This window comes from Pseudomonas sp. MYb13, assembly GCF_002980075.1.
Classification (GTDB): Bacteria; Pseudomonadota; Gammaproteobacteria; order Pseudomonadales; family Pseudomonadaceae; genus Aquipseudomonas; species Aquipseudomonas lurida.
Genome location: NZ_PCQI01000013.1, coordinates 56,112 through 72,017 on the forward strand (window position 1 = coordinate 56,112; position 15,906 = coordinate 72,017).

Annotated in this window: 15 protein-coding genes; 6 read left to right on the forward strand and 9 right to left on the reverse strand. The window is 61.8% G+C overall.

Features of this window, described 5'->3' with window-relative positions:
• Positions 1–3 precede the first annotated feature (3 nt).
• Both mupP and CQ002_RS21095 read left to right on the forward strand, forming a co-directional pair.
• On the forward strand, positions 4–675 hold the full coding sequence (gene mupP / locus CQ002_RS21090; protein ID WP_105161841.1) for an N-acetylmuramic acid 6-phosphate phosphatase MupP: 672 nt from the start codon (positions 4–6) through the stop codon (positions 673–675).
• Between the two features lie 91 nt (positions 676–766).
• Entirely contained in the window at positions 767–1,507 is a 741-nt protein-coding gene (locus CQ002_RS21095; RefSeq protein WP_034102626.1) for a YciK family oxidoreductase, read from the forward strand.
• A 74-nt stretch (positions 1,508–1,581) separates the two neighbouring features.
• Here the strand turns inward: CQ002_RS21095 and CQ002_RS21100 are convergent, their stop codons facing one another.
• From CQ002_RS21100 to CQ002_RS21125, 6 genes are read right to left on the reverse strand one after another with little or no spacing between them, the layout of a single operon-like run.
• Entirely contained in the window at positions 1,582–3,096 is a 1,515-nt protein-coding gene (locus CQ002_RS21100; RefSeq protein ID WP_034102625.1) for an ABC transporter substrate-binding protein, read from the reverse strand.
• Positions 3,097–3,128: 32 nt separating this feature from the next.
• Positions 3,129–4,100: an ABC transporter ATP-binding protein gene (locus CQ002_RS21105; protein ID WP_069022422.1), complete on the reverse strand. Its 972-nt coding sequence runs from the start codon at positions 4,098–4,100 to the stop codon at positions 3,129–3,131.
• Positions 4,097–5,053: an ABC transporter ATP-binding protein gene (locus CQ002_RS21110; RefSeq protein ID WP_098466069.1), complete on the reverse strand. Its 957-nt coding sequence runs from the start codon at positions 5,051–5,053 to the stop codon at positions 4,097–4,099. The genes CQ002_RS21105 and CQ002_RS21110 overlap by 4 nt, the downstream gene beginning before the upstream one ends.
• Positions 5,050–5,907 carry an ABC transporter permease gene (locus CQ002_RS21115; protein ID WP_105161840.1) on the reverse strand — a complete coding sequence of 286 codons (858 nt, stop codon included), beginning with the start codon at positions 5,905–5,907 and terminating at the stop codon, positions 5,050–5,052. The genes CQ002_RS21110 and CQ002_RS21115 overlap by 4 nt, the downstream gene beginning before the upstream one ends.
• Entirely contained in the window at positions 5,904–6,851 is a 948-nt protein-coding gene (locus CQ002_RS21120) for an ABC transporter permease (RefSeq protein WP_012722919.1), read from the reverse strand. Before CQ002_RS21120 ends, CQ002_RS21115 begins: the two co-directional genes overlap by 4 nt.
• Before the next feature lie 3 nt (positions 6,852–6,854).
• Complete coding sequence (locus tag CQ002_RS21125) at positions 6,855–7,742, reverse strand: proline iminopeptidase-family hydrolase (protein WP_034102618.1); 888 nt, start codon at positions 7,740–7,742, stop codon at positions 6,855–6,857.
• 183 nt (positions 7,743–7,925) lie between these two features.
• Between CQ002_RS21125 and CQ002_RS21130 the strand changes: the two genes are divergently transcribed.
• Together CQ002_RS21130 and CQ002_RS21135 are read left to right on the forward strand one after the other, a co-directional pair.
• On the forward strand, positions 7,926–8,690 hold the full coding sequence (locus tag CQ002_RS21130; RefSeq protein ID WP_034102616.1) for a LuxR family transcriptional regulator: 765 nt from the start codon (positions 7,926–7,928) through the stop codon (positions 8,688–8,690).
• Between the two features lie 94 nt (positions 8,691–8,784).
• Positions 8,785–9,717, forward strand: coding sequence for a proline iminopeptidase-family hydrolase (locus CQ002_RS21135; RefSeq protein WP_034102614.1), 933 nt, complete (start codon positions 8,785–8,787; stop codon positions 9,715–9,717).
• A 55-nt stretch (positions 9,718–9,772) separates the two neighbouring features.
• On the opposite strand, the gene CQ002_RS21140 is transcribed toward CQ002_RS21135, so the two are convergent.
• The gene (locus CQ002_RS21140; RefSeq protein WP_034102715.1) at positions 9,773–11,275 is read right to left on the reverse strand and encodes a nucleobase:cation symporter-2 family protein; all 1,503 of its coding nucleotides are present in this window, start codon (positions 11,273–11,275) and stop codon (positions 9,773–9,775) included.
• Positions 11,276–11,433: 158 nt separating this feature from the next.
• Between CQ002_RS21140 and CQ002_RS21145 the strand changes: the two genes are divergently transcribed.
• Complete coding sequence (locus tag CQ002_RS21145) at positions 11,434–12,267, forward strand: nucleoside-binding protein (RefSeq protein ID WP_105161839.1); 834 nt, start codon at positions 11,434–11,436, stop codon at positions 12,265–12,267.
• Between the two features lie 63 nt (positions 12,268–12,330).
• Here CQ002_RS21145 and punC read toward each other — a convergent pair whose 3' ends face one another.
• On the reverse strand, positions 12,331–13,521 hold the full coding sequence (punC, locus tag CQ002_RS21150) for a purine nucleoside transporter PunC (RefSeq protein WP_034102610.1): 1,191 nt from the start codon (positions 13,519–13,521) through the stop codon (positions 12,331–12,333).
• Between the two features lie 122 nt (positions 13,522–13,643).
• Here punC and punR point away from each other — a divergent pair, with 122 nt between their 5' ends.
• Complete coding sequence (gene punR, locus CQ002_RS21155) at positions 13,644–14,558, forward strand: DNA-binding transcriptional activator PunR (RefSeq protein WP_034102608.1); 915 nt, start codon at positions 13,644–13,646, stop codon at positions 14,556–14,558.
• Between the two features lie 119 nt (positions 14,559–14,677).
• On the opposite strand, the gene CQ002_RS21160 is transcribed toward punR, so the two are convergent.
• Positions 14,678–15,847 carry an aspartate aminotransferase family protein gene (locus CQ002_RS21160; RefSeq protein ID WP_105161838.1) on the reverse strand — a complete coding sequence of 390 codons (1,170 nt, stop codon included), beginning with the start codon at positions 15,845–15,847 and terminating at the stop codon, positions 14,678–14,680.
• Positions 15,848–15,906 lie beyond the last annotated feature (59 nt).

A 15,906-nucleotide genomic window follows, 5' to 3' on the forward strand; every position in this document is an offset into this window, starting at 1 on the left:
CCTGTGAAGTTGCGAGCGGTTCTCTTCGATATGGACGGTACCCTGCTGGACACCGCGCCGGACTTTATCGCCATCTGCCAGGCGATGCGCGCCGACCGCGGCCTGGCCCCGATCAACCCTGAGCATATCCGCGATGAGATCTCCGGCGGCGCACGGGCGATGGTCGCCGTGACCTTCTCGATGGACCCGGAATCCCCAGGTTTTGAAGAACTGCGCCAGGAATTCCTCGAGCGCTACCTCAAGGGCTGCGCGGTCCACAGCCGGCTGTTCGACGGCATGGCCGAGCTGCTGGAAGACATCGAGAAAGCCAAGCTGATCTGGGGCGTGGTCACCAACAAACCACTGCGCTTTGCCGAACCGATCATGCAGCAACTGGGCCTGGCCGAGCGCTCGGCGCTGCTGATCTGCCCCGACCACGTGAAAAACAGCAAGCCGGACCCGGAGCCGATGATCCTGGCGTGCAAGATGCTCGACCTGGACCCGGCCAGCGTGCTGTTCGTGGGCGATGACCTGCGCGATATCGAATCCGGCCGCGACGCCGGCACCCGCACCGCAGCGGTTACCTACGGCTATATCCACCCGGACGACAACCCGCGCCATTGGGGCGCCGATGTGGTGGTGGATCACCCGCTGGAATTGCGCAAGATGCTGGATAACGCACTGTGCAGTTGCTGATGGGTTGCCGCCCCTGCAAACACTGAGGTCAATGTGGGAATTGGATTCCACATTGAGAGCTGTATAACCTTGAATTTTGTCGAGGCTATTTATGTTTGATTACTCCGCACGTCCAGACCTGCTCAAAGGCCGAATCATCCTGGTGACCGGCGCCGGGCGCGGGATTGGCGCGGCGGCGGCAAAAACCTACGCCGCCCATGGCGCTACAGTATTGTTGCTGGGCAAGACCGAAGCCAACCTGGCCCAGGTGTATGACGAGATCGAAGCGGCGGGCCAACCGCAACCGGTGGTGATCCCTTTCAACCTGGAGACCGCCCTGCCCCATCAATACGATGAGCTGGCTGCGATGATCGAAAAGGAATTCGGCCACCTCGACGGGCTGCTGCACAACGCGTCGATCATCGGCCCACGCACACCGCTCGAGCAGTTGTCCGGCGAGAACTTCATGCGGGTCATGCACGTGAACGTCAACGCGATGTTCATGCTGACCAGCACCCTGCTGCCGCTGCTCAAGCTGTCCCAGGATGCCTCGGTGGTGTTCACCTCCAGCAGTGTCGGGCGCAAGGGTCGGGCGTATTGGGGAGCGTATGGCGTGTCGAAGTTTGCCACTGAAGGCTTGATGCAAACCCTGGCGGACGAGCTCGAGGATGTGGCGGCGGTACGGTCCAACAGCATCAATCCAGGCGGCACGCGCACCAGCATGCGCGCCCAGGCGTATCCGGGGGAAAACCCGATGGAAAGGCCTGCGCCGGAAGAGATCATGCCGGTGTACCTGTACCTGATGGGGCCGGACAGTGCCGGGATCAACGGGCAGGCATTTGACGCGCAATAAACCTGAAACACCGCAGCGCAACTGTGGGCGCTGGCTTGCCAGCTCCCACAGTTGATGTTCGATGTACCTGGGGTTTAGTTTTTCACCACTTCCTCGAGGGTGAAGCGCCCCAGTGGGTTTTGCAGGAAGTTGCTCACATTCTTGCGTGAAATATTAATGTACGGGCTGTAGTACAAGTCGATCCAGTTCACATCCTGTTTCGCCAGTTTCTGCAGTTCCACGTACATCTGCTCACGCTTGGCCGGGTCTGCTTCGATTCGTGCCGCGGCTACCAATTCCTTGACCTTGTCGTTCTTGTAGCGGGTCATGTAGTTCTGGTTGGTGTCATGGCCCAGCACGAAGGTGGTCTTCTGGTCCGGGTCGAGGATGTCGTTGGTCCAGTACATCACCGAAATATCGTACTCACCGTCCACCAGCATCTGCCAGCTCTGGGTCGGGTCGACCTTTTGCAGGTTGGCGGTCACGCCGACCTTGGCCAGTTGGTCCTTGATGATCACCGCGATCTGCTCGTCGGCTTCGTTGCCGGCGTTGACCACGTAGTTGAGCTTCAAGTCCTTGGCACCGGCCTGCTCCAGCAGTTTCTTGGCGGCGGTCGGGTCATACGGGCGTTGCAGGTTGTTGGCGTAGTGGTACAGCGAGCCCTTTGGAATGTAGGAATAGGCCACAGTGCCTTGACCGTAAGTGGCGGTCTTCACCAGCGATTGCTTGTCGATGGCCATGTCCAGCGCCTGGCGCACTTCCGGCTTGGCCAGCAGCCCGTGGTCGTGGTTGATCAGCAGGTGGTCTTCGCGGGTGGACGGGTCGGCGTGGATCACCACGTTCTTGTCTTTCTTCAGCTCTTCAACCCGCGAGAACGGTACGAAGATCGCCGTGTCCAGCTCGTTGTTCTGCACCATGCGCATGCGCGTGTTGTCGTCGGTGACGGAGACCCACTCCACGCCATCGAGGCTCACGTTCTTGGCCTGCCAGAAGTTCGGGTTTTTCTTGAGGATCACCCGATCGCCCTTGCGCCACTCGTCCACGGTAAACGCGCCGGAGGTCACCGGATTTTCCGAGTAGGCGTCTTCGCCCATCTTGGTCATGGCTTTTTCCGACAGGATCGACACCGTCGGCGACGCCAGTTGCGAGAGGAAAGCCACGGCCGGGGTCTTCAGGGTGACCACCAGGGTTTTCGGGTCCGCTGCCTTGGCCGTGTTGATCAGGTTGAAGGGGTCTGCCCACAGCGAGGCCTTGTTGTCGCGGATGCGCAACAGGCTGAACGCCGCATCGTCGGCAGTGATCGCCGAACCGTCGGAGAACTTCGCATCGCGCAGTTTGAAGGTGTAGGTCAGGCCGTCCTTGGAGATGTCCCAGCTTTCGGCCAGGCCCGGTTCCATCTTGGTGCCCAGGTTGTCGACGCGCACCAGGGTGTCGTAGACGTTGGCGAACACCCAGGTGTCGCGGTTTTGCGCGCTTTTGATCGGGTCGAACGTGGTGCTGTCTTCACGGCAGCCGATGGTCAGGACACCGGCGGCCTGGGCGAAACCAGCGGTCAGCGACCAGGCGGTCAATGTCGCGGCGGCGAGCAACTTCAAGTGGCGCGATTGCATATCACAACTCCTTGTTAATGAATGGCAGAGGGTTAAAGCAAAGGTTCTTCAAGCACGCAACTGTACCGATGCTCGTGCAGGTAATGCGTCGGCGGCAACACCACGGAACACATGGAGCGGGCATGCCGGCAACGCGGATGAAAGGCGCAGCCCGTCGGCAAATTCAGCGGGCTGGGTGGCTCACCCGGCAAGGGCTGCGTCGGTAATGGCCGATGCGGGTCAATCTCGGGAATCGCCTGGATCAGCGCCGCCGTGTACGGATGGCGTGGCGCCGTAAAGACCGCCTCCACCGGACCTTCCTCGACGATCTTGCCCAGGTACATCACCGCCACGCGGTCGCACAGGCGACGCACAATGGCGAGGTCATGGGCAATGAACAGGATCGCCAGGTTCATGCGCTGCTGCAGCGCCAGCAGCAGGTTGATGATCTGCCCCTGGATCGACACATCCAGCGCCGCCACGCATTCGTCGGCGATGATCAGGCGTGGCTCCACCGCCAGCGCCCGGGCAATTCCGACGCGCTGGCATTGCCCGCCGCTGAGGGAGCCGGGTTTGCGGCTGGCCAGTTCGGGGCGCAGGCCGACCAGCTCGAGCAGTTGATTCACGCGTGCTGGAATCTGCCCTGGCGCGACCTTGCGCTGCACACGCAGCACTTCGGCAAGGGTTTCGCCGATGGTGTGGCGCGGGTTCAGCGCCGCATACGGGTCCTGGAAGATCATCGCGGTTTCCTGGCGCAGGCGAGCGATGTCGATGGCGCTGCCGTGGGCCATGTCGATGCCATCGAACAACACCTGCCCGGCGCTGATCGGGTTGAGGTGCAGGATGGCGCGGCCGAGGGTGCTTTTGCCGCTGCCAGACTCACCGACCAACCCCAGGGTCTGGCCTGCCGCCAGCTCCAGCGATACACCGTTCACCGCCCTCACCCACTGCTTGTTCAAACCGAACAGGCCGGTGCCGGAGGCGGCAAACTTCACCTCAAGGTCTTTGATCTGCAACAGGCTCATGGCTGCACTCCCAACGGGTAATGACAGGCGACGCGCGAACCTTGCGGCAGCACCTCGGTGCACAAGGCCCCCGCCTGCGGGCAGCGCGGATTGAACCGGCACCCGGCGGGCAATGCGTCCAGCAACGGCGGCTGCCCAGGGATCGTGCGCAGCAAGGCGTGGCCGCTGCTGTGGGCTGGCTGGCAGTCGATCAAGCCGGCGGTGTACGGGTGCTGCGGCCGAGCCAGCAGGTCGTATTTGCTGCCGTGCTCGCACAGGCGCCCGGCGTACATCACGGCGATGGCGTCGCAGGTTTGCGCGACCACGCCGAGGTCGTGGGTAATCATGATGATCGACAGGCCGCGTTGATCACGCAGGTCCAGCAGCAAGCGCAGGATCTGCGCCTGCACCGTCACATCCAGGGCGGTGGTCGGCTCGTCGGCGATCAGTACCTTCGGGTTGCACCCCAGGGCTACGGCGATCATCGCCCGCTGGCGCATGCCACCGGAAAACTCGTGGGGGTAATTGTCGACACGCGCCTGGGGATCGGGGATTCCCACCTGGCGCAGCACCTCGATGGCCTGCAGGCGCGCGTCTTTTTTTGAGGCGCCTTGATGCAGGCGAATGCCCTCGGCAATCTGCTCGCCGATACGCATCAACGGGTCGAGGTGGCTGCTGGGGTTCTGGAAGATCATGCCCAGCTTGCCGCCACGCACGGCCCGCATGCCAGCGTCATCCAGTGACAACAGGTCCTGGCCGGCCAGCCGCACAGTGCCACCTTGCACGCGCAGGCTGGGCGATGGCAGCAGGCGCATCAAGCCGCGACAAGCCATGGTCTTGCCCGAGCCGCTTTCGCCCACCAGGCCAAGGATTTCACCCTCGGCCAAATCGAAGGACACCCGGTCCACCAGGGTCACGTCACGCCCGCTGTTGTTGGCGATCACGCTGAGGTCGCGCACTTGCAGCAGGCTCATGAGCGATCCCCCAACACTTGCGCCACACCATCAGCCAACAGGCTGAAACCCATGGCCAAGGTCACGATGGCCAACCCCGGAAAAGTGCAGATCCACCAGGCCGTGGTGATAAAGGCCTGCCCCTCGGCCACCATCGTGCCCCATTCGGCAGTCGGCGGTTGCACGCCCAGGCCCAGGTAGCTGACGGCGGCGCCATTGAGCAGGACCAGCACCGCGTCAGACATGGAAAACACAATCGAACCGAACATCGCGTTGGGCAGCAGATGCCGGAACAGAATGCGCCCATGGCCAAAGCCCAGGCTGTTGGCGGCCAGGGCGAACTCGCTTTCCTTGAGCACCAGGATCTGCGAGCGGATCAGCCGCGCATACGACACCCAGCCCACCAGGGCCATGGCGATGTAGAAGCTTTTAAGGCCTGGGCCGAGGATGGCCATGATCGCCAGCATCAGCACCAGGAACGGGAACGCCAGGATCACATCGATCACACGCATGCAGAAACTGTCGAAGCGCCCGCCGATATAGCCGGAGACGGCGCCGACGAAGGTGCCGATCATGAACGGAAAAATCACGCCGACGATTGCCAACTGCAGGTCAATGCGCGCGCCCCAGATCACCCTCGAAAGGATATCCCGGCCATAGTTATCCGTACCAAACGGATGTGCCAGGCTGGGGCCGAGCAAACTGAAATCGGTGTTCTGCGCGATCGGGTCATAGGGTGCGATCCAGGGTGCACACAGCGCAAGCACCAACCACACCAGCAAAATCAACAGGCCCCACGCGGCGGTCAACCGGCCATTGCGAAAACCGAAACGCAGGCGCAAGCGCCACGGGGCAATTAATGGGCGGCTGCTCATTGCATCTTCACCCGTGGGTCGAGGGCCACCGTCACCACGTCGGCGATGAAGTTGACTACCACCGTCGCGCAGGCCAGCACCATGGCCACGCCCTGCACCACCATGTAGTCGCGGGTGAAAATGCCGCGCACCAGCAACTGGCCGATGCCGGGGATGGCGAACAGGCTTTCGATCACCACCGTGCCGCTGATCAGCCAGCCGATATTCACCGCCAGCAGGTTGACCGCCGGCACCAGGGAATTGGGCAGCACGTGGCGACGGAACACCGCGGCTTCTGACAGCCCACGGGCGCGGGCGGCAGTCACATGGTCAGCCTGCAACTCCATCAACATGCTCGCCCGCAGGTTGCGTACCAGCACGGCCGACAACGCCAGGGCAATCGTCAGGCACGGCAAAACCATGTGGTGCGCCTTGTCCAGCCAGGTGCGACCGTAACCAGACACCGGAAACAACCCCCATTGCACACTCAGCAACAAGATCAGCATCAAGCCCAGCCAGAACGCCGGCATGCCCAGGCCGACCGTGGTGAATACGCGGATCAGGTTATCGGCCCAGCCGCCTTTATTGCGTGCGGCCAAGGTCGCCAACGGCACCGCGATCAGCAGCGCCAGCACCACGCTGCCCAGCACCAATACCAGCGTGGGCTCGATGCGGGTAACGATCAGCTTGAGGGCGTCGACTTTGTACAGCAGCGATTGGCCGAGGTCGCCCTTGAGCAGGTTCTTGAGGAAGTAGAAATATTGCAGCCACAACGGCTGGTCGAGGCCGTACTGGGCGCGGATCTTCAGCAAGGCGTCGGGCGTGCTGCGCGAGCCCAGCAAGGCGCGCGCCGGGTCGCCGGGAATCGAGCGCACCAGCACAAAGGTGATCAGGCTGATGCCAAACAGCACCGGCAGCAATTGCAGCGGCCGGGAGAGCACAAAGCGATAACGCGCCAGGTTCATCCGTCAGCCTCGATGACGAGCGAGAAAGTCCAACAGCACCGGGAAGTACGCCTGGGGTTCCTCATAAAAGGGCATATGGCTGCTGTTGGGGAATACATGCAATTCAGCGTGCCGGGCGGCAAGCTTCATGCGCAGGGCACAGGCCGGGGTGAGTTCGTCGTGCTGACCGGTGGTGATCAGGATCGGCATCTTGAATTCGGCCATCTCGGGGATGCGGTTCCAGTCCTTGAGGTTGCCGATGTAGAGGAATTCGTTGGGGCCCTGCATGGTTTCGTAGGGCCCCATGTTCCAGTCGCCCAGAGATCGCTTGACCGGCTCGGGCCACTCATCGAGGCGGCACACGTGGCGGTAGTTGAGCAAGGTAATCGCGGCCTGGTACTGCGGGTGGTCCAGGGTGCCCAGGGCCTCGTGGCGCTGCATCATCGCCACGGTTTCGCTGCCGAGGGCGCCGCGCAGGCGTTCCAGCTCCTGGGACAGGTGGGGAATGTCGCCGACGGTGTTTTCGAGGATCAGGCTTTTCAGTGCGTCGGGGTAATGGATGGCGTATTCGATACCGAGCCAGCCGCCCCAGGAATGCCCGAGCAGATGCACGCGGCCCAGGCCCAGGGCTTGGCGGACGGTTTCGACTTCTTCGACATAACGGCCGATTTCCCACAGGGAAACGTCGGTGGGTCTGGCTGATGCGCCCGTGCCAAGCTGGTCGAATGCAACCACTCGCAGGTTATGGTCCTTGAGCCAGCCATGGGCGTCGCGCAAGTAGTCGCACGGCAGGCCCGGCCCGCCGTTGAGGCACAGCAGCACCTCATCGCCTTCGCCGAAGCTGTAGACCACGAGGTTATGGCCGTCGACTTGCACGTTGTACTGCTGGTCGGGGGCAATTTCACGCCACATGCATACATTCCTTGTGTAGTGTCGGCCTGGCAGGTAGCGGCCGTTGCTCAGGCCAACACTACCGAGGATGCCGCGCGTCCATAACCTAGCATTTCTTATAGGTTTGGCCTGGCAGTCCTTCGCCGGGGCGTGGCATTCTACTTGCAGCAAGTCGAGATTCAAATGAATTCGGGAGCAGAACGGATGCTGGCCAAGCTGACTGCCTTAAATCACCGTCTGATGCCGGGCAGGAGCCTGGATGAACAGATGGACAACACCTTTATCCTCGCCCAGCAGTTGGGCTTCGATGCACTGGTGTATGACTACACCCCGGTGCCGATCGACCAGGATGGTGCGTTGATCACGCCTTCGGTGCTGGAACTGCGCAACACCCCGTCCGACTGGCACACCTTGTGGTGCAGAGAAGGGTTCTACCAGATCGACCCGGTGCAACACGTGGCGCTGAGTACGGTGTCGCCCTTCGTGTGGTCCTACGACGTCAAGGTCGATACCCCCCTGCAAAAGATCATCGACCCCTGCCATGCGCCGGTTTCATCCTACCTGCACGACCAGCAACTGACCTGCGGCGTCAGCGTTCCGATCCACCTGCCCCGCGGCGGTTTCGCCTCGCTGACCGGCTTGCGTACCGGCAAGGCCCGCAGTGTGTTGCAGGATGCGCAGCAGACCTTGTCGGATTTCAGCCTGATTTCCCACGCCTTGCAGGAGGCGGCCTACCCGCTGTTCAGCAAAGAGCTACGCACTTACCCGCATATTCACCTGACTAAACGCGAACGCGAGTGCCTCAAGTGGGCCGCCGACGGCCTGACGGCCGCCGAAATCGCCACGCAATTGAGCCGCTCACTCGCCGTGGTCACCCTGCACCTGGCGTCGGCGATGCACAAGTTGGGCGCCAAGAACCGCGTACAGGCCGTGGTTCGTGCCACTCATTACCGCTTGCTCGACGATTGACCACCCGGCAAAACCTAGCTGTTTTGCTAGTTACTTAAATGTCCCTCACGCATTATCGTGTCCCTGGTCCTTTTTTTTCAGAGCAGGGTACGAAATGGAATTCATCGAAAAAATCCGCGAAGGGTATGCGGCGTTTGGCGCCTACCAAACCTGGTACCGCGTCACCGGTGACCTCTCCAGCGGCCGCACCCCCCTGGTGGTTATCCACGGCGGCCCCGGATGCACCCATGATTATGTCGACGCGTTCAAGGACGTCGCGGCCAGCGGCCACGCCGTGATCCACTACGACCAGTTGGGCAACGGCCGCTCCACCCATCTGCCCGACAAAGACGCGTCGTTCTGGACCGTCGGCCTGTTCCTCGAAGAGCTCAACAACCTGCTGGACCACCTGCAGATCAGCGATAACTACGCGATCCTCGGCCAGTCCTGGGGCGGCATGCTCGGCAGTGAACACGCGATCCTGCAACCCAAGGGCCTGCGCGCCTTCATCCCTGCCAACTCGCCGACGTGCATGCGCACCTGGGTCAGCGAAGCCAACCGCCTGCGCCAATTGCTACCGGAAGGCGTGCATGAAACCCTGCTCAAACATGAAGCCGCCGGCACCTATCAAGACCCGGAATACCTCGCCGCGTCGCGGGTGTTCTATGACCATCACGTGTGCCGGGTCATCCCGTGGCCGGAAGAGGTGGCACGCACCTTCGCCCAGGTCGATGCGGACCCGACGGTGTACCACGCCATGAGCGGCCCGACCGAATTCCACGTGATCGGCAGCTTGAAAGACTGGACATCCATTGGCCGACTGTCGGCGATCAATGTGCCGACCCTCGTGATCTCCGGCCGCCACGACGAAGCCACGCCGCTGGTGGTCAAGCCGTTCCTGGATGAAATCGCGGATGTGCGCTGGGCACTGTTTGAAGACTCCAGCCACATGCCCCACGTGGAAGAACGCCAGGCGTGCATGGGGACGGTGGTGAAGTTTCTGGATGAGGTGTGCTCAGCGCATTACAAGGAACTCAAGGCTGGCTGAGTCAATGTGGGAGCTGGCTTGCCAGCTCCCACATTAAGCCCCCCCCCTTTCGGCTTCAGGCCTGCGAGGTCTCAGGCTTGGATGTTTTCCTGGGCGCATCCGCCACCAGCGGAATCTCGCGTCCCTCGGCGTCAAACAACTTGCCGCCTTTGAAATAATCCCCATCACGCAGTTCCGACACATCACGGAAGCACAGGCTGCGCTCGGTCCCCGCGACAAACACCGATTGCTGGTCCGAATTGCCGGCGGTGAAATGGTTGAACGCCAGGTTCAGCAGGATCGCCATGATCGCCGACGAGCTGATCCCCGAGTGGAAGATGGTCGCGAACCAGGACGGGAAGTGATCGTAGAAGCTCGGTGCAGCAATCGGGATCATGCCAAACCCGATGGAGGTAGCGACGATGATCAGGTTCATGTTGTTGCGGTAATCCACCTTCGACAAGGTGCGGATGCCACTGGCTGCCACAGTGCCGAACAGCACGATCCCGGCGCCGCCCAGCACCGAGGTGGGCACCGCCGCGATGACGCGCCCCATGAAGGGCAACAAGCCGAGGATCACCAGGAACAGCCCGCCCGTGGCCACCACGAAGCGGCTCTTCACGCCGGTAACCGCCACCAGGCCGACATTCTGGGCGAAGGCGCTTTGGGTGAATGAACCGAAGATCGGCGCAAACATGCTCGACAGCATGTCGGCGCGCAGGCCGTTACCCAAGCGTTTGGAGTCGACCTTGGTGTCGATGATTTCACCCACGGCCAGGATATCCGCCGAGGTCTCGACCAGTGTCACCATGACCACGATGCACATGGAAATGATCGCCGCCACATGGAAGGTCGGCATGCCGAAATGGAACGGTGTGGGGAAACCGAACATCGGCCCCTGTGTGACGCCGGAGAAGTCGGCCATGCCGAGGAACACCGCAATCACGGTGCCGATCACCATCGCCAGCAGGATCGACAAGCGCGAAATGGTCGCACTGCCGATCTTGCTCAGCAGCAATACCAGCACCAGCGTCAACGCCGCCAGGCCGATGTTGGACATGCTGCCAAAATCGGCCGCGCGGCTGTTGCCGCCCATGGCCCAGCGCGCCGCAACCGGCATCAAGGTCAAGCCGATGGTGGTGATCACAATCCCGGTCACCAGCGGCGGGAAAAACTTGGTGATCCGCGAAAACACCGGAGTGATCAATAGCCCGATAAACGACGCGGCCATCACCGCCCCGAGAATCGCCGGCACGCCGCCCGCGCCATCACTGCCGACAATCGCCACCATGGTTGCCACGCCCGCAAACGAGACACCCTGCACCAGCGGCAACTGACAACCAAAAAACGGCAGGCCCAGGGTCTGCAGCAGCGTGGCCAGGCCGCCGGCAAACAACGACGCGGCGATCAACAGGCCGATATCCGCCGGCGACAAACCGGCCGCCTGGCCGACGATCAACGGTACCGCGACGATGCCGCCGTACATGGTGAGCACATGTTGCAGGCCGTAAGCCATGTTGGCGGCGACGCCGAGATTCTCATCTTCTGGCCGCTGCGGTGACGCCTTCGGGATAGTCATGGTGAGGGGTTCTCTGTTTTTGTTGTGCGGCCACTGTATGCAATGTTTGGACTGGATGTCCATAGAGTTGTATACAATCAATCGAACAAGATACCCTCCATCGGCGTTACAAAAACAATCCGGCCGTGATGAGCCAGAACGCCAAAGGACCCAGAACAATGAAAAAGGCATTACAGGGAGCGACCGTTGCACTCACCCTCCTCGGCGGTGGGGAGGCCGTCGCAGTGGAATGGATGAACAACAGCGTAGGATTTCGCTACGGCCAGCAGTTCACTAATCCGAACAACCCCGACGAATTCAGCAAGCGCATCTACAGCTTCACCCACGCCAGCGGCTACCGGTACGGCAGCAATTTCCTCAACCTCGATGTGTTCCTGTCCGACAGCCGCGACCCGCGCAAGGGCACCGATCATGGCGGGAGCGAGGTGTACGCGGTGTATCGCCACCAGGTGTATGCATCGCGGGTGTTCGACGTGCCGCTGGGCAGCGGGCTGATCAAGGATTACGCACTGACCCTGGGTTTCGATGCCAACCGCAACAACAACTTCGCCTCAGCGAAAAAACGCGCACTGGTGATCGGCCCGACCTTGAAGTTCAACACGGTCGGCGTGCTGGACCTGAGCCTGATGTACTACAAGGAAAGGAACCACACCGGCATCCCTGGCGCGCAGGAGTCGAACCACACGTTCGACGATACCTACCTGCTCAACCTGACGTGGATGCGCCCGTTCGAGATCGCCAACCACGCGGCGAAATTCCAGGGCTTTATCAATTATGTCGGGGAAAAAGGCGAGGACTACCACGGCCGCGACAGCGAGCCCGAAGCCCTGATGCGCACTGCGCTGATGGTGGCAGTGCGACCGGGCAAAAGCGTCAAGCCGAACCTGTACCTTGGGGTGGGCTACGAGTACTGGCATAACAAGTTCGGCGTAGACGGCGGCCGGGGGAGCCGCACATCGACGCCGACGGTGAACATGGAAATCACCTTCTAACCGGAGAAACCCAATCAAACGGTGGGCGCAGGCAAGCCAGCTCCCACCGTGTTGACCGCATTGTCATTTCAGCTCCGGTGCCAGCGCTGAAGCGTCGGCTTTTGGCCGCGCCAGCCAGTAGCCCAATACGGCCAACGGCGCAGTCGCCAGCATCACGATCACGGTAATCAGCAGGGGCTGGTCGAGCATCGACGACACCAGCAGGCTGCTGAGAAAGCACAAGCCCAGTTGCAGGGTGTTTTGCAGGGCCGCCGCCTTGCCGGAGTTTTCCGAAAAGGGCATCAGCGCATTCGCCACCACGATGGGGTAACTGGCACCGTTGCACAGCGCCATCAGGCAGAACGGAATCAATAAGGTGGTGAGCGTCGGCACGGTCAAGGTGGCGACCAGGTACAACGCCACCATGCTGATGCAGTACGCCAGCAGCAACCACGGCAGCAGCGTCTTGCCCGGTAAGTGCTGCAAGGCACTGCGGCAACTGTAGCCACCAATCAGAAAGGCCAGGGTCGGCAGCACGTAGCTCAGGCCGATGTCATTCGGGCTGTAGCCCATGCCGCCGAGAATGAACGGCGACGCGGTCAGCCAGGCGAAAAAACTGGCCGAGCAGGCGGCGAAGATCATCACGTTGCCGGTAAACACGCGGGACGTGAGCAGTTGCCCATAACCGAGACGTACCGGTTTGCGCTCCTCCGTAGGACGTTTCGGCACGCCGCGCAGAAATACGGTCGGCAGCAGCAACAGCACCGAGACGCCCAGCAATACGCCGAAAATCGCCTGCCAACCGAAGTGATTCAGCACCATTGCGCCCAACAGCGGTGCGAGCGCCGGCGACAACGACATCAGCGGCATGATGCTGGCGAACACACGATGGGCCTTGTCGGCCGGGTAGCGATCGATCACCAGGGCCTGCCAGCTCACAGCGGCGGAACACACGCCAATCGCCTGAATAAAGCGCAGCGCCAGCAGTTGCGGTGCGGTCTCGACCCAGAACATGCCCGCGCAGCCCAGTACAAACAGGCTAAGGCCGGCGAGCAGGATTGGCTTGCGCCCCAGGCGGTCGGACAATGGCCCCCACAGCAACTGCCCGACCGCGAAGCCCGCGAGGAAAATACTCAAGCTGGCGCCCACCGCGCCAGCGCCAATGTGCAACTGCTCGCCCATGGCGCCGAACGCCGGCAAATACATGTCCATTGCGAGGTAACCGAGCATGCTCAGCCCCGCCAGATACCACGTGAAACCAAAAGAATTTTTCATTGAAGCCTTGCTGACCTTGCCATCAAACTATTTGCTGACTGGCGCCCATTATGAAGCTGACAGTTTGTGTGTGAAGCGATAATAATTGGACACTTTTATCAATAAATTTGAAGGCAACCACAATGTGGTCCGAATATTCCCTGGATGTCGTCGATGCCGTTGCGCGGCATGGCAGCTTCAGCGCAGCCGCCCAGGAACTGCACCGGGTGCCGTCGGCCATCAGCTACACGGTGCGCCAGCTTGAAGAGTGGCTGGCGGTGCCGCTGTTCGTGCGACGCCACCGCGACGTCGAGCTGACACCCGCCGGTCGCCTGTTTATCGACGAAGCCCGTGGCGTGATGAAAAAAATGCTTGGCACGCGGCGCTTGTGCCAGCAGGTCGCCAATGGCTGGAGTGGCCAGTTGAAGGTGGCGGTGGACTCCATCGTCAAACCCCAGCGCTGCCGACAGTTGGTAGTGGATTTCTATCGGCAGTTTCCCGAGGTCGAGCTGTTGCTGGAGTACGAGGTGTACAACGGCGTGTGGGATGCGTTGGCGGATGAGCGCACTGACATTGTGATCGGCGCCACCAGCGCGGTGCCGGTCGCCAGTCATTTTACCTTTCGCGATATGGGCTTGTTGAACTGGCTCTGCGTGGTCAGCGCGCGGCATCCGCTGGCAAGCGTCGAAGGCTTGCTGAGCGACGATCAATTGCGCCCCTTCGCTTCGCTGTGCATGACCGACACCTCGCGTAATCTGCCCAAGCGCGACACCTGGACCCTGGATAACCAACGCCGGCTGGTGGTGCCGAATTGGTCCTCGGCCCTTGATTGCCTGCGTGACGGCCTGTGCGTCGGCATGGCGCCGGCGCATCAGGTGTTGCCGTGGATCGAACGCGGTGAGCTGGTGGCGCTGCAACTGAGCCGGCCGTTTCCGGCCAGCCCGTCGTGCGTGGCCTGGGCGCAGAGCAAGCTGTCGCCGGCCATGGCGTGGTTGCTGGAGTACCTGGGGGATACCGAGACCATGAACCAGGAATGGCTGAACGGGCCAGATCTATGAACATCAGGTAGATCGAATGTGGGAGCGGGCTTGCCCGCGAAGGCGGCGTGTCAGGCGCTACATTTGTTGCTGACCCACCCCATTCGCGAGCAAGCCCGCTCCCACAGTGTGATTGTCTTTCAACTCAACAGGCGGGCAATGGCCCGCACAATCATCTCGACTTCCTTGGCGTCCAGGGTCAGCGGCGGCAGCAGGCGAATGACCTTGCCGCGCGTCACGTTGATCAGCAGCCCGTGCTCTTGCGCGGCACGCAGGGCCAGGTCACGATAAGGGCGCGCCAGCTCGATCCCGATCATCAAGCCCTGGCCACGAATCGCCAGTACCTGCGGGTGCTCGCTCAACTCCACCCGCAACTGTGCCAGCAAGCGTTCGCCCTGCTGCGCAGCGTTCTGCAGCAAGCCTTGTTCTTCGATGATTTCCAGCACCGTGCACCCGACCCGGCACGCCAACGGGTTGCCGCCGAAGGTGCTGCCGTGGCTGCCCGGTGTGAACAACTGGGCCACCGCGGCACGGGCCAGGCAAGCGCCAATCGGTACGCCATTGCCGAGGCCTTTGGCCAGGGTCATCACGTCGGGGAGAATGCCTTCATGCTGGAAGGCGAACCAGGCGCCGGTGCGGCCGATGCCGGTCTGAATTTCATCGAGCATCAGCAGCCAGCCGTGGCGTGTGCAGTGATCACGCAGGGCTTGCAGGTAGCCCGGCGGCGGCGGCAGTACGCCACTTTCACCCTGGATCGGCTCCAGCAGGACCGCTGCGATCCGCGAGCCAAATGCTTGGGTGATCGCTTCTATCGCGGCGATATCGCCAAACCCCACCTTGAGAAAATCCCCCGGCAACCGTTGGAAACCCAAGCGCACCGATGGCCCATCGCTGGCGGCCATCGTGCCCAGTGTGCGGCCATGGAAAGCGTTTTCCATGACCACCACCAAGGGGGCTTCAATGCCCTTCTTCCAGCCATGCAGGCGCGCCAGTTTCAGCGCTGTTTCGTTGGCCTCGGCACCGGAATTGTTGAAGAAGGCGCGGTCCAGGCCAGACAGTTGGGTGAGGCGCTGGGCCAGCCGTTGCTGCCAGTCGATGCTGTAGAGATTGGAGGTGTGCAACAGCAAGCCGGCCTGCTCGCTGATTGCCGTCACCAGCCTGGGGTGCGAATGGCCGACATTGGTCACCGCCACGCCGGCCACCGCGTCCAGGTATTCGCGCCCCTGCTGGTCCCACAGGCGTGTGCCCAGGCCGCGGGTGAAGCTCAGGGCCAAGGGTTGGTAAGTGGTCATCAGGCAGGCGGCGGTCATGGTGCGAAGCTCCAGTGCATCGTAGGGATGGCTGCAGTATCGTTAGCCACCCAAGCTGG

Bases quoted from the DNA above. Each gene is read 5' to 3' on its own strand.
- CQ002_RS21135 (WP_034102614.1), top strand. From the start codon at position 8,785: ATGGAATTCATCGAAAAAATCCGCGAAGGGTATGCGGCGTTTGGCGCC.
- CQ002_RS21125 (WP_034102618.1), bottom strand. From the start codon at position 7,742: ATGTGGCGTGAAATTGCCCCCGACCAGCAGTACAACGTGCAAGTCGAC.
- punC (WP_034102610.1), bottom strand. From the start codon at position 13,521: ATGAAAAATTCTTTTGGTTTCACGTGGTATCTGGCGGGGCTGAGCATG.
- CQ002_RS21095 (WP_034102626.1), top strand. From the start codon at position 767: ATGTTTGATTACTCCGCACGTCCAGACCTGCTCAAAGGCCGAATCATC.
- CQ002_RS21160 (WP_105161838.1), bottom strand. From the start codon at position 15,847: ATGACCGCCGCCTGCCTGATGACCACTTACCAACCCTTGGCCCTGAGC.
- CQ002_RS21105 (WP_069022422.1), bottom strand. From the start codon at position 4,100: ATGAGCCTGTTGCAGATCAAAGACCTTGAGGTGAAGTTTGCCGCCTCC.
- CQ002_RS21120 (WP_012722919.1), bottom strand. From the start codon at position 6,851: ATGAACCTGGCGCGTTATCGCTTTGTGCTCTCCCGGCCGCTGCAATTG.
- CQ002_RS21110 (WP_098466069.1), bottom strand. From the start codon at position 5,053: ATGAGCCTGCTGCAAGTGCGCGACCTCAGCGTGATCGCCAACAACAGC.
- CQ002_RS21115 (WP_105161840.1), bottom strand. From the start codon at position 5,907: ATGAGCAGCCGCCCATTAATTGCCCCGTGGCGCTTGCGCCTGCGTTTC.
- CQ002_RS21145 (WP_105161839.1), top strand. From the start codon at position 11,434: ATGAAAAAGGCATTACAGGGAGCGACCGTTGCACTCACCCTCCTCGGC.
- CQ002_RS21130 (WP_034102616.1), top strand. From the start codon at position 7,926: ATGCTGGCCAAGCTGACTGCCTTAAATCACCGTCTGATGCCGGGCAGG.
- punR (WP_034102608.1), top strand. From the start codon at position 13,644: ATGTGGTCCGAATATTCCCTGGATGTCGTCGATGCCGTTGCGCGGCAT.
- CQ002_RS21140 (WP_034102715.1), bottom strand. From the start codon at position 11,275: ATGACTATCCCGAAGGCGTCACCGCAGCGGCCAGAAGATGAGAATCTC.
- CQ002_RS21100 (WP_034102625.1), bottom strand. From the start codon at position 3,096: ATGCAATCGCGCCACTTGAAGTTGCTCGCCGCCGCGACATTGACCGCC.